Annotated in this window: 14 protein-coding genes and 1 tRNA gene; 4 read left to right on the forward strand and 11 right to left on the reverse strand. The window is 69.4% G+C overall.

Features of this window, described 5'->3' with window-relative positions:
- Positions 1-8: 8 nt before the first annotated feature.
- Together G6N16_RS16150 and G6N16_RS16155 are read right to left on the reverse strand one after the other, a co-directional pair.
- The gene (locus G6N16_RS16150) at positions 9-1,451 is read right to left on the reverse strand and encodes a PepSY-associated TM helix domain-containing protein (RefSeq protein WP_083028882.1); all 1,443 of its coding nucleotides are present in this window, start codon (positions 1,449-1,451) and stop codon (positions 9-11) included.
- Between the two features lie 158 nt (positions 1,452-1,609).
- Entirely contained in the window at positions 1,610-3,034 is a 1,425-nt protein-coding gene (locus G6N16_RS16155; protein ID WP_083028881.1) for a wax ester/triacylglycerol synthase family O-acyltransferase, read from the reverse strand.
- 244 nt (positions 3,035-3,278) lie between these two features.
- Between G6N16_RS16155 and G6N16_RS16160 the strand changes: the two genes are divergently transcribed.
- On the forward strand, positions 3,279-3,482 hold the full coding sequence (locus tag G6N16_RS16160) for a cold-shock protein (RefSeq protein ID WP_083028880.1): 204 nt from the start codon (positions 3,279-3,281) through the stop codon (positions 3,480-3,482).
- Between the two features lie 76 nt (positions 3,483-3,558).
- On the opposite strand, the gene G6N16_RS16165 is transcribed toward G6N16_RS16160, so the two are convergent.
- The 3 genes from G6N16_RS16165 to phoA all read right to left on the reverse strand — a co-directional run bounded on the left by G6N16_RS16165 (position 3,559) and on the right by phoA (position 7,245).
- Positions 3,559-4,038, reverse strand: a complete 480-nt coding sequence (locus tag G6N16_RS16165) for a DUF5994 family protein (RefSeq protein WP_133052849.1) — start codon at positions 4,036-4,038, stop codon at positions 3,559-3,561.
- Positions 4,039-4,350: 312 nt separating this feature from the next.
- A complete protein-coding gene (locus G6N16_RS16170) occupies positions 4,351-5,529 on the reverse strand; it encodes an alpha/beta hydrolase family protein (protein WP_083028926.1) in 1,179 nt (392 codons plus the stop codon).
- A gap of 219 nt (positions 5,530-5,748) precedes the next feature.
- Entirely contained in the window at positions 5,749-7,245 is a 1,497-nt protein-coding gene (gene phoA, locus G6N16_RS16175; RefSeq protein ID WP_083028879.1) for an alkaline phosphatase, read from the reverse strand.
- 141 nt (positions 7,246-7,386) lie between these two features.
- Between phoA and G6N16_RS16180 the strand changes: the two genes are divergently transcribed.
- Positions 7,387-7,863: a hypothetical protein gene (locus tag G6N16_RS16180; RefSeq protein ID WP_083028878.1), complete on the forward strand. Its 477-nt coding sequence runs from the start codon at positions 7,387-7,389 to the stop codon at positions 7,861-7,863.
- On the opposite strand, the gene G6N16_RS16185 is transcribed toward G6N16_RS16180, so the two are convergent.
- Positions 7,864-8,442 (reverse strand): nucleoside deaminase, encoded by a 579-nt coding sequence (locus G6N16_RS16185; RefSeq protein WP_083028877.1) that lies wholly within the window; start codon positions 8,440-8,442, stop codon positions 7,864-7,866.
- A gap of 111 nt (positions 8,443-8,553) precedes the next feature.
- Positions 8,554-8,627: transfer RNA gene (locus tag G6N16_RS16190), tRNA-Ile, on the reverse strand.
- A 107-nt stretch (positions 8,628-8,734) separates the two neighbouring features.
- On the opposite strand from G6N16_RS16190, the gene G6N16_RS16195 reads away from it, so the two are divergent.
- Both G6N16_RS16195 and G6N16_RS16200 read left to right on the forward strand, forming a co-directional pair.
- Positions 8,735-9,004, forward strand: a complete 270-nt coding sequence (locus G6N16_RS16195) for a hypothetical protein (RefSeq protein ID WP_083028876.1) — start codon at positions 8,735-8,737, stop codon at positions 9,002-9,004.
- Entirely contained in the window at positions 9,001-9,399 is a 399-nt protein-coding gene (locus tag G6N16_RS16200; protein WP_083028875.1) for a type II toxin-antitoxin system VapC family toxin, read from the forward strand. Before G6N16_RS16195 ends, G6N16_RS16200 begins: the two co-directional genes overlap by 4 nt.
- Before the next feature lie 12 nt (positions 9,400-9,411).
- On the opposite strand, the gene G6N16_RS16205 is transcribed toward G6N16_RS16200, so the two are convergent.
- The 4 genes from G6N16_RS16205 to G6N16_RS16220 are packed head-to-tail and all read right to left on the reverse strand — an operon-like array spanning position 9,412 to position 13,796.
- On the reverse strand, positions 9,412-10,035 hold the full coding sequence (locus G6N16_RS16205; protein ID WP_083028874.1) for a CYTH domain-containing protein: 624 nt from the start codon (positions 10,033-10,035) through the stop codon (positions 9,412-9,414).
- Between the two features lie 50 nt (positions 10,036-10,085).
- The gene (locus tag G6N16_RS16210; RefSeq protein WP_083028873.1) at positions 10,086-10,904 is read right to left on the reverse strand and encodes a carboxymuconolactone decarboxylase family protein; all 819 of its coding nucleotides are present in this window, start codon (positions 10,902-10,904) and stop codon (positions 10,086-10,088) included.
- Positions 10,905-10,926: 22 nt separating this feature from the next.
- Positions 10,927-12,288, reverse strand: coding sequence for a metallopeptidase TldD-related protein (locus tag G6N16_RS16215; RefSeq protein WP_083028872.1), 1,362 nt, complete (start codon positions 12,286-12,288; stop codon positions 10,927-10,929).
- Positions 12,285-13,796 (reverse strand): TldD/PmbA family protein, encoded by a 1,512-nt coding sequence (locus G6N16_RS16220; protein ID WP_083028871.1) that lies wholly within the window; start codon positions 13,794-13,796, stop codon positions 12,285-12,287. The genes G6N16_RS16215 and G6N16_RS16220 overlap by 4 nt, the downstream gene beginning before the upstream one ends.
- Between the last annotated feature and the right edge of the window lie 49 nt (positions 13,797-13,845).

Here is a 13,845-nt window from a genome sequence, read left to right on the forward strand (position 1 = left end):
CGGCGAGGCTATCGAGTGGCGGTCGGGATGTCCAGACGCACGCCGCGGCGGCGCCGGTATTGACCGATCAGCACGTCGACGGCCAGGAACGCGGCCAGGCTAATGCCCAACAGCGGGATGAACCAGCCGATCCCCGCCGCCACCAGGAGCGTCGCGACCGCCGGTGCGGACCCCATCGCGGCCAGCGCCCCGCGTCCGGGCGGGCGGCCGAATCCGCAGCGGGTGGGCCGGCGCTGCCACCACATCCGGTAGCCGTACACGATCAGCACCACCAGGGCTACGGCCAGTGCGAGCAGCACCACCTGGTTGGCCAGGCCGAACAAGGTGCCCATGTGCAGTTGGATACCCCACGCCGACAGCTTCGCGGCCAACGGCCAGTCGGCGAACCACGAGACGTCGGTGAGAGTCCCGGTGGCGCCGTCGACGGCGACGGCGTTGTTCGACAGCACCCAGGGCTGACGGGTCTGGGCGACCGTGAACGCCGTCGTCGCCTCGGCCGGGATCCCGATCTGCACCGGGCCGTCGAGCCCCGCGTCTCGCGCCGCCGCCAACACCCGGTCCAGGTCGGCGATCGGCGTTCCCGACGGTGCGACCGCCGGCGCGGCGGTCATCGGGTGATGGTGTCCGGCGTGCTCACCGGCCATCGGAGTGGACCCGCCGGGGACCAGCTCGGTGCTGACCGACGGCGTGGTCCACGACAGCGCGGCGCGCAGTTTATCGACGTTGGCTCCGGCGTAGGTCGACCAGGTCAACCCGGTGGCCGACAGGAACAGCAGGCCCACGGCGATCCAGATGCCGACGACGCCGTGGCGGTTCAGCGTGCGCCGTCGGCCCTTGGCTGTACGTTCCACGGTGAGTAGCCGGGCCCGCGCGGAACCTTGAGCCCGCATCCGCCGGTACCGCCGGATCCACATCCACAGGCCGCCGAGGGCGATCACCCACAGCCAGGAGGCGGCCAGTTCGCTGTAGAGCCGGCCGGGTTCCCCAAGGTGCAGGCTACGGTGCAGATTGTCCAGCCAGGTCCGCACCGGTAGTGCGCCACTGCTGCCGTAGACGGTCAGCTCACCGGTTGAGGCGCCGGTGACCGGGTCGATGAACACCGCCCGGGTCTCCGACTCCCCCAGCATCGGGTCGGTGAACATCACCCGGGTGGTGTCCGACGGGCGCTCGGCGGGGCGCACGGCCGACACCACCAGATCCGGCCGCACATCCTGGGCGGCGCGTACCTGATCGGCCAGCGGCAGGGCCGGGCCCCGGTTGGCGGTGTGCAACTGGTCGCGGTACATCCAGGATTCGATGCTGGGGGCCACCGCATACAGGCCGCCGGTGAGCGCGGCGATCAGCAGGAAGGGGCCGACCAGCAGGCCGGCGTAGAAGTGCAGCCGGACGACCAGGAAGCGGTGGCCGGTGCGGGCGAGCGGTTCGGCGCGGTCGGCTTCGACGGTCGACAACCGGGCCTCTCTTCCGGGGGTGCGAACCCGCCGGGCGGGCAGGCATTTCGCCTACCGTCGCATGCGCTCGGCGACCTGCGCAAACAGCGAGAAAACCCGGGTACGGCCGGGAACTTTTCGGCCGTTCGCTCCGACTAATAGGGGTTTTCCGACCGGTTTCAGCGGCCGAGCGCGGTTTCCAGTTCGGTCAGCGCAGCCTCGGTGTGCCCGATCAGCGTGTCGACGTCGGGCACCAGGTTGCGCCCGGCGACGTAGCCGAAGGACACCGTGTCCGCATAGGAGCAGATCGTGGCGTTGAGGCCGAAGCCGTCGAACACCGTGGAGACCGGGTACAGCGCGTCCAGGTGGGCGCCGTTGAAGTACATGTCCTGCGCCGGCCCGCGGACGTTGGAGATCGGCACGTTGTAGCCGGTGCGCCATTTCGGCGTCAGCGGGAGCATGGACAGCAGCAGGGTGGGGACCAGGTTCGGTGTGGTCAGCAGGACCGTGGCCGCCGAGCCCCGACGGGCCACCTGGTCTTTGGCCCAGGCCATGGCCCGGTGGACCAGGGTCAGCCGGGCCACCGGATCGGCCAGGTCGGTACCCAGCGGGCACTGTTGCAGGCCGAACATGTTGCCGGTGCCCGATCCGGCGCTGCCGTCCCCGGCGCGCACGCTGATCGGGCAGAAACCGATCAGGGAGCTGGCGGGGAGCTCGTCGTGATCCTGCAGCCAACCGCGCAGCGCCCCGGAGACGACGGCGGTCAGCACGTCGTTGATGGTGACGGTGTCGGCGATGCCCTCCCGCGCCACCTGGGTGACGCTGCGGAATCGTGGCAGTGGCCAACTACCGCCGGCGGCCGCGCGTTTGAATCCCAGGGCGTCGTTGAACCGGGTGAACGGCGCGCTCAGCGGTGCCGGGCTGATGCCCTCGGCTGCAGCGGCAAGGTAGTCGATGCCGCCGCCGATGAGGTTGCGCGCCAGCCCGATCGACGATCCGGCGGTCGAGGCGATCGCCGATAGCAGCGACAGCGGGTTCGGCGGGCCGCCCGCGGCCTCGGCCCTCGGTTCGGGCGCGTGCACGCCGGCGGAGTAGAAGGGTTTGACGTCGCGGGCGTCGGGGTCGGTGGTGAGACCGTCGGCGATCATCTGCATCCCTTCCACCCCGTCGACCAGGGTGTGGTGCAGCTTGATGTAAAACGCGAACCGGCCGTCGGGCAGCCCGTCGATCAGATAGGCCATCCACAGCGGGCGGTGCCGGTCCAGCGGCAGGCTATGCAGGTCGGCGACCAGCTGCCACAGACCGGCTTCCCCGGACTCCGGCGGCAGCACCCGCCGCTGCACATGGCTGTACAGGTCGACGTCGACCTCCTGCCAGACCCAGCGGCCGAACGTGCCCGCCCCGATGTGCGGGCGCTTGCTGAGCCGGGGATCGACGCCGCCGAGGTGGAGCAGACCGTCGCGGAACAGGTCGTCGACGTAGTGGCAGTCGGAACCGGGCGGCGGGGTGAAGATGAGCAGCGCGGCGACGTGCATCGGGTTGGTGAGCACGTCTCCGGTCATCATCGCCGCGTCCAGCGCGGCCATCGGTCGCTCGGTGGCCATCGACGGAGAGTAGTGCTTCCCGACCGGTCCCGACCGCACAACTCCGCAAACCCGGTGCGGAATTGCCCGTGGCCTCAGGGGCCGGATCCGGAAAATCGAATTTCCCGGGGTCGATGGGCGGTCGACCAGCCGCCGGCGGGATACCGGGAATCGAACTTCGCCGAGTCTTTCTGGCGAATTCCGTGTTAGGGTGGGTACGCGCGCATTTTGGTTGTCGCGTTTTGAAATGAGAGAAGTAGATTCAATGGCACAGGGTACTGTGAAATGGTTCAACGGCGAAAAGGGCTTCGGCTTCATCGCTCCGGACGGCGGCGCGGCTGACGTTTTCGTCCACTACTCCGAGATCCAGGGCAGCGGATTCCGCACGCTCGAAGAGAACGCTCGGGTTCAGTTCGAGGTCGAGCAGGGCGCCAAAGGCCCGCAGGCCGTAGGCGTTTCGGCCATCTGATCAAGACGCAAACTTCAGAACAGGGCTGGTGCGGTATGCACCAGCCCTGTTCTTTTCGTCTACCGGATCTGGCGATTCATCCGGTGCCCGCGTCGCATCCGCGGTGGGTCCAGGACAGGCTCTCGGCACGCGCGGCGACCACCACCCGCTGAGCCTGCCGCGTACCTTCGCCAGAGTCATCTGATCCGCGGATCGGAAGTCCGGCAGCAACTTTGAGCACCAACGTGCCGAACTCCACCGACGTCAAGCTCGGAATGACCAACAGTTTCGCCGAACTGCGGGCACCACGGACCCACATCACCCTGGGCCGCCGATGCAATCCCACAGGCGCAGCAGGTTCCATCGCAACGGAGCGAAGATCGGACGCACCTTCGGTCGCCGACCAGTTGATCTCGATGCCGTCAACCTCGCCCAGCCGCGTTCGCAGCACCGACACCAGCTCCGGTAGCTCACCGGCCACGGATGCGTGCCTCGGCCACCAGGCCCCGTCGATGTCTGAGCCGAGCCGGGGCGCAAGCGCCAGGCGTACCGGGCGCGCCAACCGCCGGGCGGTCATCGTGTGGATTCGATCCGCTTGACGTGCCGAGCGGGCGGGGAGGCGGGAATATCCGAAAAGACCAGCGCTACAACGTTATTACTGTCGATCACCGGGGGCGAACAGGTCTCGTCGGGATGGGAGAACAAAGATGCCGAATCCATTGCGCGTTTTCCTAACGTCGCGGACGTCTGTGCGGGGCCTGCGCAAGGCGCGCGGAGCGCAATATGACGTGAGAGCGGTGGAGCCGTACCGGCATCCTCCGCCTACAACGCTACACGTACCGGCGGTAATCAAACACAATTCGGTTTTTATGTACCCGTGCGAAAGTAGCTAACGGTTTCCCACCAGCCCCGACTGCACCAGCGCCGCATCGACGAATTTCTGTACCGGCCGGGCGGTGAAGAACCCGGCATGGCCACCGCGGTACCAGACGATTTCGGGTTTACCCCAGTGTTCCCAGAGCTTGACCACCTGGTCCCGGGGATGCACGACCCGGTCGGCGACGCCGCCGTAGATGAACCGGCCCTTCGGTGGCACCTTCGGTTCCAGCGACAGCGGTGTCACCATGGCGGCCAGCGGTGCAGCGTCCTGCAGGGTCTGATAGCGCGGGTCGCCGGGGGCGAAACCCGAGTGCCGGCCGAGCAGGCTGATCAGGTCGGCGACGGGTACCCCGAGGATCGCGCAGGTGAGGTGGGGGTCGAGGCTGGCTACCAGCGAGGACACATAGCCGCCGAGGGAGATGGCGTTGAGCCCGATCGGCGCGGCCGGTTCCTGCCTGCGGATCCAGGACAGCACCCGGCGCACATCCCAGACGGCCTGGGCCGCGAAATGCACGTCGTCGAGGACCTCTTCGCCCGGAATCGCCTTGCCGCGGGGCAGATCTCGCGCCCGCGGGCCGTGCAGCGGCATGACCGGAAGAATGACGTTCAGGCCGAAGTCCTCGTGCAGATGCCGCGCCCGAAACAGCGCCAGGTCGATACCGGCGCGACCCATTTCGGCGCCGTGCACACATACCAGCCAGGGGCGGGGTTCATTGTGCCGCAGCAGCAGGCCGTACACCTGCGCGTTGGCGGCGTAGGACGCCCACCGCTGGGCCCCCGGCTCGTCGGGATCGGGGTGGTAGCTGCTTTCGAACTCAAACCGCGAATAGGATCGGCCGCGGCCTTTGACCTTGTGGATCTCAACCTCGGCGACTTCGAGCTCCGGTGGTGCGGCGAAGAACGCCTCGGGGTTTTCCAGGAATCCCCGTTCGCCGTAGAAGTCCAGCGCGGCGTGGACTTCCCGATCGATCCGCTGGAATGCCTTCGGGCGGCTCAGCGGGCGGGTGGTGCGCAGCCCGGTGAGCACGATCTCGTCGCGCAGCGCCTGGCCCAGCAGCGCCACCGTCGGGCGCGCGACCGGCAGTCCGGACTCTGTGTCCGCGCCGCCCAGGTAGTGGCGCCAGGCGCCGGCATAGAACCGGCCGGTGCGGGTGATGGGCCCGAGCGCGGTCTGCACCGCCGCGGGCATCCGCGGGCCCGCCTTCTTCGGCGAGTTCTCGGTGCCCGGCTGGGGCGAGGCCTGCTCGGCCGGAGACTGCTCGGCCGGAGACTGCTCGGCCGGGAACGGTTCCGGGGGCGTTTCGGCACTGGCGGGTGTCACCGGCTCACTCTTGCGCACGGCGGCCGTGGGAGCAAATGCCGCGTTGCGAAGCTCGCCCGGCAGCGGCCCGGGGACGCGGCCTGGGGATCAGCGCTCTGATAGCCCCAGTGCCCGCACAATGGTGAAGAACAGGTCGGTCTGATCACTCAGACCGACGACATTGGCCGCGCCCGGACCGTAGCCGGCGATCCGCAGCTGGGATCCGGTGTGACCCTGGTCCAGCACGTCCAGGTTGTCCGAGGTTCCGTAGGAGACGGTCAGCGGTGCGCCGTCCTTGCCGCGCAACACCCGGGTCAGCCCCGGGTAGATGGCGTCCCGGGCGATCGGCCACGACACCTTGGCCTCGTCGGCGGCCGCCTGCACGTCCTGGGCCGTCATCGACTCGACGACCTGGCTGCTGTGCGCGTGATCGGCGGTGACGATCACCAGGGTGTCCTTGTTCTGCCGGGCGAAATCAAGGGCCACCTGGGCCGCCTCGTCGAGGTCGACGGTCTCGCCGATCTGGCCGCAGGGGTTGGCGGCGTGGTCCTGCTTGTCGATCGAGGCGCCCTCGACCTGTAGGAAGAATCCGTTTTCGTTGTGACCGAGCAACTCGATCGACTTCTTGATCATCGTCGCCAGCGTCGGTACCGCCGCGGAGCGCGCGGCGTTGTCGGTGCACTCCACCGCGGGCTCCAGGTAGCCGCCCCTGCTGGCAACGGGGCCGGTCCAGCGGGTCGGCATGTTGCCGTCGGCGAACAGGCCCAGCAGCGGCGCGTCCTGGCTCGCCGCGGTGGTCGCCGCCAGTTCATCGGCGGTGCGCACGATGTGGAAACCGCGTTCCTTGGCCTGCACCTCGAGTGTCTTGCCTTGGTGGTCACCGGCCTTGGCGACCTGCTGGAAAGTCTTGGCCCCGCCGCCGAACACCAGGTCGGCGCGGGTGGTCAGCAGTTGCTCGGTAATCGAGCCGGCGCCACCGTGTTCCAGCGCGTTGGTCGGGCATTTGGCGCTGGTCTCCTCGGGTCCGTAGCAGCGACGGGAGGCGACGTGGGCGACCTGCACGGCCGGGGTGGCGTCCTGGACTTCGGCGGTGGAGATGTCGCCGGTGGCCTTGCCCGCCTCCTTTGCCAGTTGCAGCAGCGTCTTCTGGTCGTGGCCGGCGATGTCCACCGAGATCGCGCCGTTGTAGGTCTTGGTGCCGGTGGCCCAGGCCGAGCCGCTGGCGGCGGAGTCGGTGACGTAGCTGGGCTTGCCGTCCTTGGTCAGCGAGTAGTGGGTGTACTGGCCGGTCAGCGGGAAGGCGTCCAGGGCCGCGAATGCGCCACCGGCGCCCCGGGCGTAGTTGCGGGCCACGGTGATCTCCGAGTCACCCATGCCGTCGCCGATCAGCAGGATGACGTTGCGGGCGCCGCTGTTACGGATGGAGTCGGCGATGAGCTGGGCGCGGTTGTCCCCGGCCCGAGTGGCGCCGCCGTGTTCGGACAGCGTGCCGGTGGCCATGGGATCGAGCAGCGGCGGCGCGCCCTGATCGTTGGTGCCCCCGCTGCAGCCGGCCAGCAGGACACCGGCAATGGCGGCCGTCACCAGATAGCGCATGCGGATCATCCTCGGTCTCCCCGTCGTCGTCGGCTTCAGGCTCTCCCATGCTCGAAGCCCGAGGTGAACAGGCGCCGACCGGAAGGCCACGCCCAGATTGCGGGACGGAATCGTATGTGGGTTGGCGCGGCACGTGGGATTCTGAGCAGCATGAACCCGGGATCACGAACACTGGCCGCGACGGTGCTCGCCGCCGGTCTGTTGACCACCGCGTGCGGCGGGTCGTCGAACCCGGGGACGGCCTCCTCGGCCACGGGCTCGCCGACGCCGGCCTCCACCGTCGCCGCGGCTGACCTGCCCGCGCTGGTGCCCACTCCGGCGCAGGCGACGGTGACCAAGGGGCCCGACGGCATCGCCGACGGCGGTATCCATCTGCACTTCCAGGCCGACGGCGCACCGGCGGAGGTAATGGCGGCCTACGAGAAGGCGCTGCAGGATAAGGGCTGGCAGGTCACCACGATCATCACCTCCGGGGGCTCTGGCGGCGGTGGCGCCACCTACACCGGAACCCACGGCGAGGCGTACGGGGTGTTCGACGGCGGCGGATTCAACACCACCACCTACCTGGATGTGTGCGCCTGGCCGACCAAGCCCGCCGAACCGAATTGCAGTCGCAGCCAACGCTGATCAGCGCCAGTAGCCCCGATGCGCTTGTGCGGCTTCATCTTCCAGAAGCGGCCCGACGACCGTCACCGGGCGCGCCCCGTGCGTCAGAACTTCGCGCGACGGTAGCGCGAACGACGCGTGATCAGGTGTGTCCCCGGTGAATTCGAGCAGCCGGGCGACGGAAAGCCCGTAGACCACGCGCCCGATCCCGGTCCAATAGGCGGCGCCGGAGCACATGGTGCACGGCTCGGTGCTGGCGTACAGCGTCGCCACGGCCATGCCGTCGTAACCCAGGGTCCGCCAGGCCGACGACGTCGCGACCAGCTCGGCGTGCTGGGTCGGGTCTCCCCCGGACAGCGACGACGTGTTGCCCTGTTCGGCGACGACGTTGCCGTCGACGTCGGCCACCAGTGCCCCGTAGGGCGCTCCCCCGATGCTGCGCGCCTGCTCGGCCAGCGTGAAGGTGCGCCGCAACAGGTTCAGATCCACCCGTTCATCGGGGTCGGCGCGGGCCGTTGGCGCGGTGCGGGTGGTCCAGCCCGCCAGGCCGGCCAGAACCCCCGCGCCGAGCAGTATCGCGCGCCGGTCCACATCCCGCATGGGAGCCGATGCTAGCGGCGAGAGGGACGCTGCCCGGGGTTTTGGGACACGCGTGTACACCAGCACCAGGGCGGTGCGTGTTCGGTGGAGCTCTTCAGCGGGGCAGTTCAGTGGGGCGACCGGGGCTCGAACCCGGGACCAGCGGATTATGAGTCCGCGGCTCTAACCGACTGAGCTATCGCCCCCAGCGTTTTGCGCGGGACCCATGTTCGCACGCCGCCGCAGCCGGCACCGCCCTGGGTGATCCGACAGCCATGTGTGACACCTAGAATCGAAGTGTTACACTTCGCGGGTGCCGACCAGTCACCGGCGCCACGCCGTCACCGAAACCGAGGACATCGCCGAGGCCCTCGGAATCGCCCGACGCCGATGGCCGGAACTCGCGGCCAAGCCCGGCCTGCTGCTGCGCCGCCTCATCCTCACCGGCGGCGACGCACTGGCGCGGATGGACTCCGAGGACCACCACCGCCGTCAGGACGCGATCACCGAAACCAGCGGAGCACTGACCGGGGTCTTCGGACCCGGCTACCTCGACGAGCTCCGCCGCGACTGGCCCGAATGATCGTTCTCGACGCCAGTGTCTTGATCGGCCATTTCGAGTCCACCGACCTCCACCACCGGCGGGCATCCCGCCTGCTCACGGCGAACGCAGCCGAGGAGTTCGCTTCCAGCGTGGTGACACTCGCGGAGCTCTACGTCGGCGCCGCCCGGGCAGGACGCTCCGACCGGCTCACCGAGCTGATCCGCCGCCTGGGCATCCGGACACTGGAGCTACCCGCCGAAGCAGCCCAGCGGCTCGGAGCGATCCGGGCCGCAACCGGTCTGAAGCTGCCGGACTGCTGCGTGCTCTATGCCGCAGAGACATCCCGGGCCGCCGTCGCAACCTTCGATCGGCCCCTCGCCGCGCGCGCCCGGGAATGCGGACTGACCGTCGTCGACTCCCCGGCCCCGGCCTGATCGATACTCGGCTCAGCTCCCGGCGAACCGGTTGCTGCCCAGATGACCGATGAACGCCGGGCCGCGGCGGTCGAGGTCGCGCCGGTACTGCCCCGCCCAGGCGCCGAAGGCATGCTTTGCCAGGTATTCGTTGCGGAACCGGTCGTCCTCGGACACCTCGGTGATGCAGAAGTCGGGGATCTCCAGATCGATCACCGGCCCGCCGCGCTCCACTTCGGCCAGCACCAGCGGCGCATTGCCACCGAGGAACCGATCCAGCACCCAGCCGTCCTCGCCCAACCACACCGAGTAACGAACCTTGACCACGACGTCGTCGGCGCGGCGGACAATCTGAGAAGCGACCTGTGCGTCCAGTTCCCGCTCGGCCTCGTAGCGGGTGCCCCCGACGGCGGGCCCCTTCGCGGTCATGGTGCCCACCGCGTCGTCACCGAGTGCGTCGAGCAACGCCGGCACCGGCGCATCCACCGTGGCCGGCGCCGAGCCCTGCACCCGGATGCGGACGGCATAGCCGTCGACGCCGAACAGGTAGGCCTGCACGATCAGTCCTGGGGCCGGGTCCGAGGCCGCCACCGCGGGCAGCCCGTCGACGAAGAACTTCCGCTCGAATTCGAAATCCCCGTAACCGGCATCCGACATTGGCCAACCGTATCCCGTCCGGCGCCGAATACCGGGTATTGCGCGCCTGCTCAGCCGTAGATCGGCAACCCGTCGGGGCCGATCCGGTAGTTCTCGGTACCCTCGGCGACCCGGGCGGCGTCGGCACCGAGTGACACCGCGATCTTGTTGCAGGAGTTGCGCAGGATGTCGAAGGTGAGCTCGACGGCCGCGTCGCGGTCATAGTGCGACAGCAACTCCGCACCGTCGAGCTGCGACGGCGTCCAGATCATCGCGTCGGTGTAGCGCAGCGCCGCCTTGTGCGCCACCGACAGGTCCGAGCTCTCGTAGTCGTCGATCCGGGAGTACATGGACTCCGACGCCCCGGCGTCCAGCGCGCTGGTCTCCCGCAGTGACTTGCACAGCCGACAGTTGTGGGCGCGGGCCACCCGCAGCCGCACCACCTCGGTGGTCACCGGGTCCAGCTGCTGGCCCTGTCCGATGCGGCCGACCATCTTGCCCAGCAGCAGCGCCCCCGGATCGGTGCGGTGGTCCCACTCGGTCACCTCGGTGGTGATGTCCACCCCGAGTGCGCGCAGTCCGGCGATCACCCGCGGGACGAAGTCGGCGACGTAGATGAGCAGGGTCACGCTTGCCGCGTCCGTCCCGAGCAGCTCGGTGTAGGCGGCGCGCTGCGCCGCGGTGATCCCGGAAACGTCGGCGCTGAACTGTTCGGCGAATTCGGTGATCATCGGGTCCACCGCGCCGCCGGGTGATTCCGCGGGCAACGGCGCCAGGCCGATCGTCGTCGCGCATACTTCCCGCACCGCGGCGTTGGTCGCCGAGTGTGCGGGCGGCGAGATGGCCACCAGGCGTTTCAGATCTGTCAGCACCCTGCCAGTATCGGCCATCGACGCGCGTGTGTCGCCTGCTCTACTGAGCCTGGCTGACCGAGGACATGTGGAAATCCGGGATGCGCAGCGACGGCATCGCGGCTCGGTTGAACCAGTCGCCCCACTCTCGCGGCAGCGTCGTCTCGGTGCGGCCGGCCTCGGTAGCGCGGCGCAGCAGATCCAGCGGCGATTCGTTGAACCGGAAGTTGTTCACCGCGGCGGTCACCTCGCCGTCGGAGATCAGGTACACCCCGTCGCGGGTCAGCCCGGTCAGCAGCAGCGTGGTGGGGTCGACCTCGCGGATGTACCAGAGCGTGGTCAGCAGCAGACCCCGCTCGGTGGCGGCGACCATATCGGCCAGATCGGCGTCACCGCCGGTCATCAACAGGTTCGAGGCGCCGACGGCGACCGGCGCATCGAATTCCGCCGCAGCGGCACGCGGGTAGGCCAGCGCGTTGATGCGCCCGTCGCGGATCCAGTCGACCCGCGCGACATCCAGTCCGTTGTCGAACACCGACGTGGTGTCCGACGAGCTGGCGGCCGCGACGAACGGGGCGCATTCCAGACCGGGGGCATCCGGATCGGAATACAGGGTCAACCCCAGATCGCCGAGCCGTTCCCCCACCCTGGTGCCGCCGCCGGGGGCGGCCAGTGCGGTCCGGCCCTCCTGCGCGCCGCGGCCGCCCATCGTCCAGCCCAGGTAGATCATCATGTCGGCGACGGTCGACGGCGGCATGATCGTCTCGTACCGCCCGGCCGGCAGCTCGACGCGCCGCCGCGCCCAGTCCAGCCGCATCGACAGCTCGGCCAGCATCCCTTCGGTCGGTACGTCGACGAACCACGGGGTGGAGACACCGGCCCAGGCACTGCCCCCGTCCCGTTTGGCGTTGATCTCCACCGACCCGGTCGGCTGGGTATAGCGCCGGCGCACCCCGGTCGAGGTGGCCAGCCAGGTGGTCTCGACGACATGATGGGCGAACCCGTAGAGCGTGTCGGGCCCGGTGAAGCCGCGGGCCAGATCGGCGGCGACCGAGCCGAAGGCGTCGACCCCGGTCCCGGGGGCGGGAGTCTCCCAATCCGGCGGGGTGGTGCCGGCGCCCAGCAATGGAAAGGCATCCCGTGACGGTGGTGCACCGCGGGCCGCGGCGGCCGAGGCCGCCACCAGCGCGGGGATGTCGTCGGGATCGACCTGGGCGGTCGACAGCGAGCCCACCCGGGCCACCCGGCCGTCGCGCACGATGGAGATGACGGTGAGCTGTCGCGAGGTGGACACGCCGTTGGTGGTCATGGTGTTCCCGGCCCAGCGCAGTGCGGCGGTCGCGGTGTCGGTGACCAGGACGATGGTCTCGTCGGCGACGGCCGCGGCCAGCGCCCGTTCGACGACCTGATGCGCGGGGATCATCGGTGGCCCGCCTCGGTGACGGTGTTGAGCACGTTGATGCCGCGGAACAGCGCCGACGGGCAGCCGTGGCTGACGGCGGCGACCTGGCCGGGTTGCGCCTTGCCGCAGTTGAACGCGCCGCCGAGGCGCCAGGTGCCGGGCCCGCCGACGGCCTCCATCGCGTTCCAGAAGTCCGTCGTCGTCGCCTGGTAGGCGACGTCGCGCACCTGACCGGCCAGCCGCCCGTCGCGGATCCGGTAGAAGCGCTGCCCGGTGAACTGGAAGTTGTACCGCTGCATGTCGATTGACCAGGATTTGTCGCCGACGATGTAGATGCCGTCGTCCACCCGAGAGACGAGGTCGTCGGTGGAGATGTCCTCGGGGGCCGGGGCCAGTGACACGTTGGCCATCCGCTGGATCGGCACGTGGTGCGGCGAGTCGGCGTAGGAGCAGCCGTTGGAGCGCGTCTTGCCCAGTCGCGGCGCGAAGACGCGGTCCAGTTGGTAGCCGACGAAGATGCCGTCGCGCACCAGGTCCCAGGACTGGGCGGCCACCCCCTCGTCGTCGAAACCGATGGTGGCCAGGCCGTGCTCGACCGTGCGGTCGGCGGTCACGTTCATCACCTCCGACCCGTAGCGCAGGGTGCCCAGCTTGTCCGGGGTGGCGAACGAGGTGCCGGCGTAGGCCGCCTCGTAGCCGATGGCCCGGTCGTATTCGGTTGCATGCCCGATGGATTCGTGGATGGTCAGCCACAGGTTGGTGGGGTCGATGACCAGGTCGGTGGGCCCGGGGGTGACCGAGGGTGCCTTGGTCTTCTCGGCGAGGTACTCGGGCAGCCGTGCCAGTTCGGTACTCCAGTCCCAGACGTCGTCGCCGGCCAGTGCCTCCCAGCCGCGGCCCATCGGCGGGGCCAGGGTGCGCATCGATTCGAAGTGCCCGGCGGCGGCGTCGACGGCGACGGCCTCCAGCGTCGGCATCACCCGCACCCGCTGCTGGGTGATCGACGAGCCGAACGTGTCGGCGTAGAAGACCTGCTCCTTGACCGCGTTGAGCCCGGCCGAGACGTGGTCGACGCCGTCGGCGGCCAGCAGTCGCTCCGAGTACTCGCCGAGCACCGCGATCTTGTCACCGGTGGGGATCACGAACGGGTCGATGCCGTAGCTCGACACCCACTGCACACCGGCATAGACGGGTTCGTCGGCCAGCTCGATGGCTTCGGCGTTGAGCGCGGCCAGGGTGTTGGCGACCTCGACCGCGCGCCGGGCGGTGGCGGCGGCGACGTCGACGCTCAACTCGGCGTGTGAGGCGAAGCCCCAGGTGCCGGCGACGATCACCCGGACCGCCAGGCCCAGTTCGCGGGTGAGCACCGAGCTCTCCAATTCGCCGTCGCGCAACTGGATGATCTCGGTGCTGATGCGGTGCACCCGCAGGTCGGCGTAGCTGGCCCCGGCGGCCACCGCCGCCGACAGGGCGGCGTCGGCCAGTTCCACCCGGGGCAGCGACAGGAACTCGGCGTCGACGGCGTTCACGTTGAGCTACCGTAGCGGCCCGGCCGCGCCCTGTGCCGGACATCCGCGC

It is taken from the genome of Mycolicibacterium insubricum (assembly GCF_010731615.1).
Lineage (GTDB): Bacteria > Actinomycetota > Actinomycetes > Mycobacteriales > Mycobacteriaceae > Mycobacterium > Mycobacterium insubricum.

Coding starts and splice junctions, on each gene's coding strand:
- G6N16_RS16155 (WP_083028881.1), bottom strand. CDS start 3,034: ATGGCCACCGAGCGACCGATGGCCGCGCTGGACGCGGCGATGATGACC.
- G6N16_RS16160 (WP_083028880.1), top strand. CDS start 3,279: ATGGCACAGGGTACTGTGAAATGGTTCAACGGCGAAAAGGGCTTCGGC.
- G6N16_RS16165 (WP_133052849.1), bottom strand. CDS start 4,038: ATGACCGCCCGGCGGTTGGCGCGCCCGGTACGCCTGGCGCTTGCGCCC.
- G6N16_RS16170 (WP_083028926.1), bottom strand. CDS start 5,529: ATGCCCGCGGCGGTGCAGACCGCGCTCGGGCCCATCACCCGCACCGGC.
- phoA (WP_083028879.1), bottom strand. CDS start 7,245: ATGATCCGCATGCGCTATCTGGTGACGGCCGCCATTGCCGGTGTCCTG.
- G6N16_RS16180 (WP_083028878.1), top strand. CDS start 7,387: ATGAACCCGGGATCACGAACACTGGCCGCGACGGTGCTCGCCGCCGGT.
- G6N16_RS16185 (WP_083028877.1), bottom strand. CDS start 8,442: ATGCGGGATGTGGACCGGCGCGCGATACTGCTCGGCGCGGGGGTTCTG.
- G6N16_RS16200 (WP_083028875.1), top strand. CDS start 9,001: ATGATCGTTCTCGACGCCAGTGTCTTGATCGGCCATTTCGAGTCCACC.
- G6N16_RS16205 (WP_083028874.1), bottom strand. CDS start 10,035: ATGTCGGATGCCGGTTACGGGGATTTCGAATTCGAGCGGAAGTTCTTC.
- G6N16_RS16210 (WP_083028873.1), bottom strand. CDS start 10,904: ATGGCCGATACTGGCAGGGTGCTGACAGATCTGAAACGCCTGGTGGCC.
- G6N16_RS16215 (WP_083028872.1), bottom strand. CDS start 12,288: ATGATCCCCGCGCATCAGGTCGTCGAACGGGCGCTGGCCGCGGCCGTC.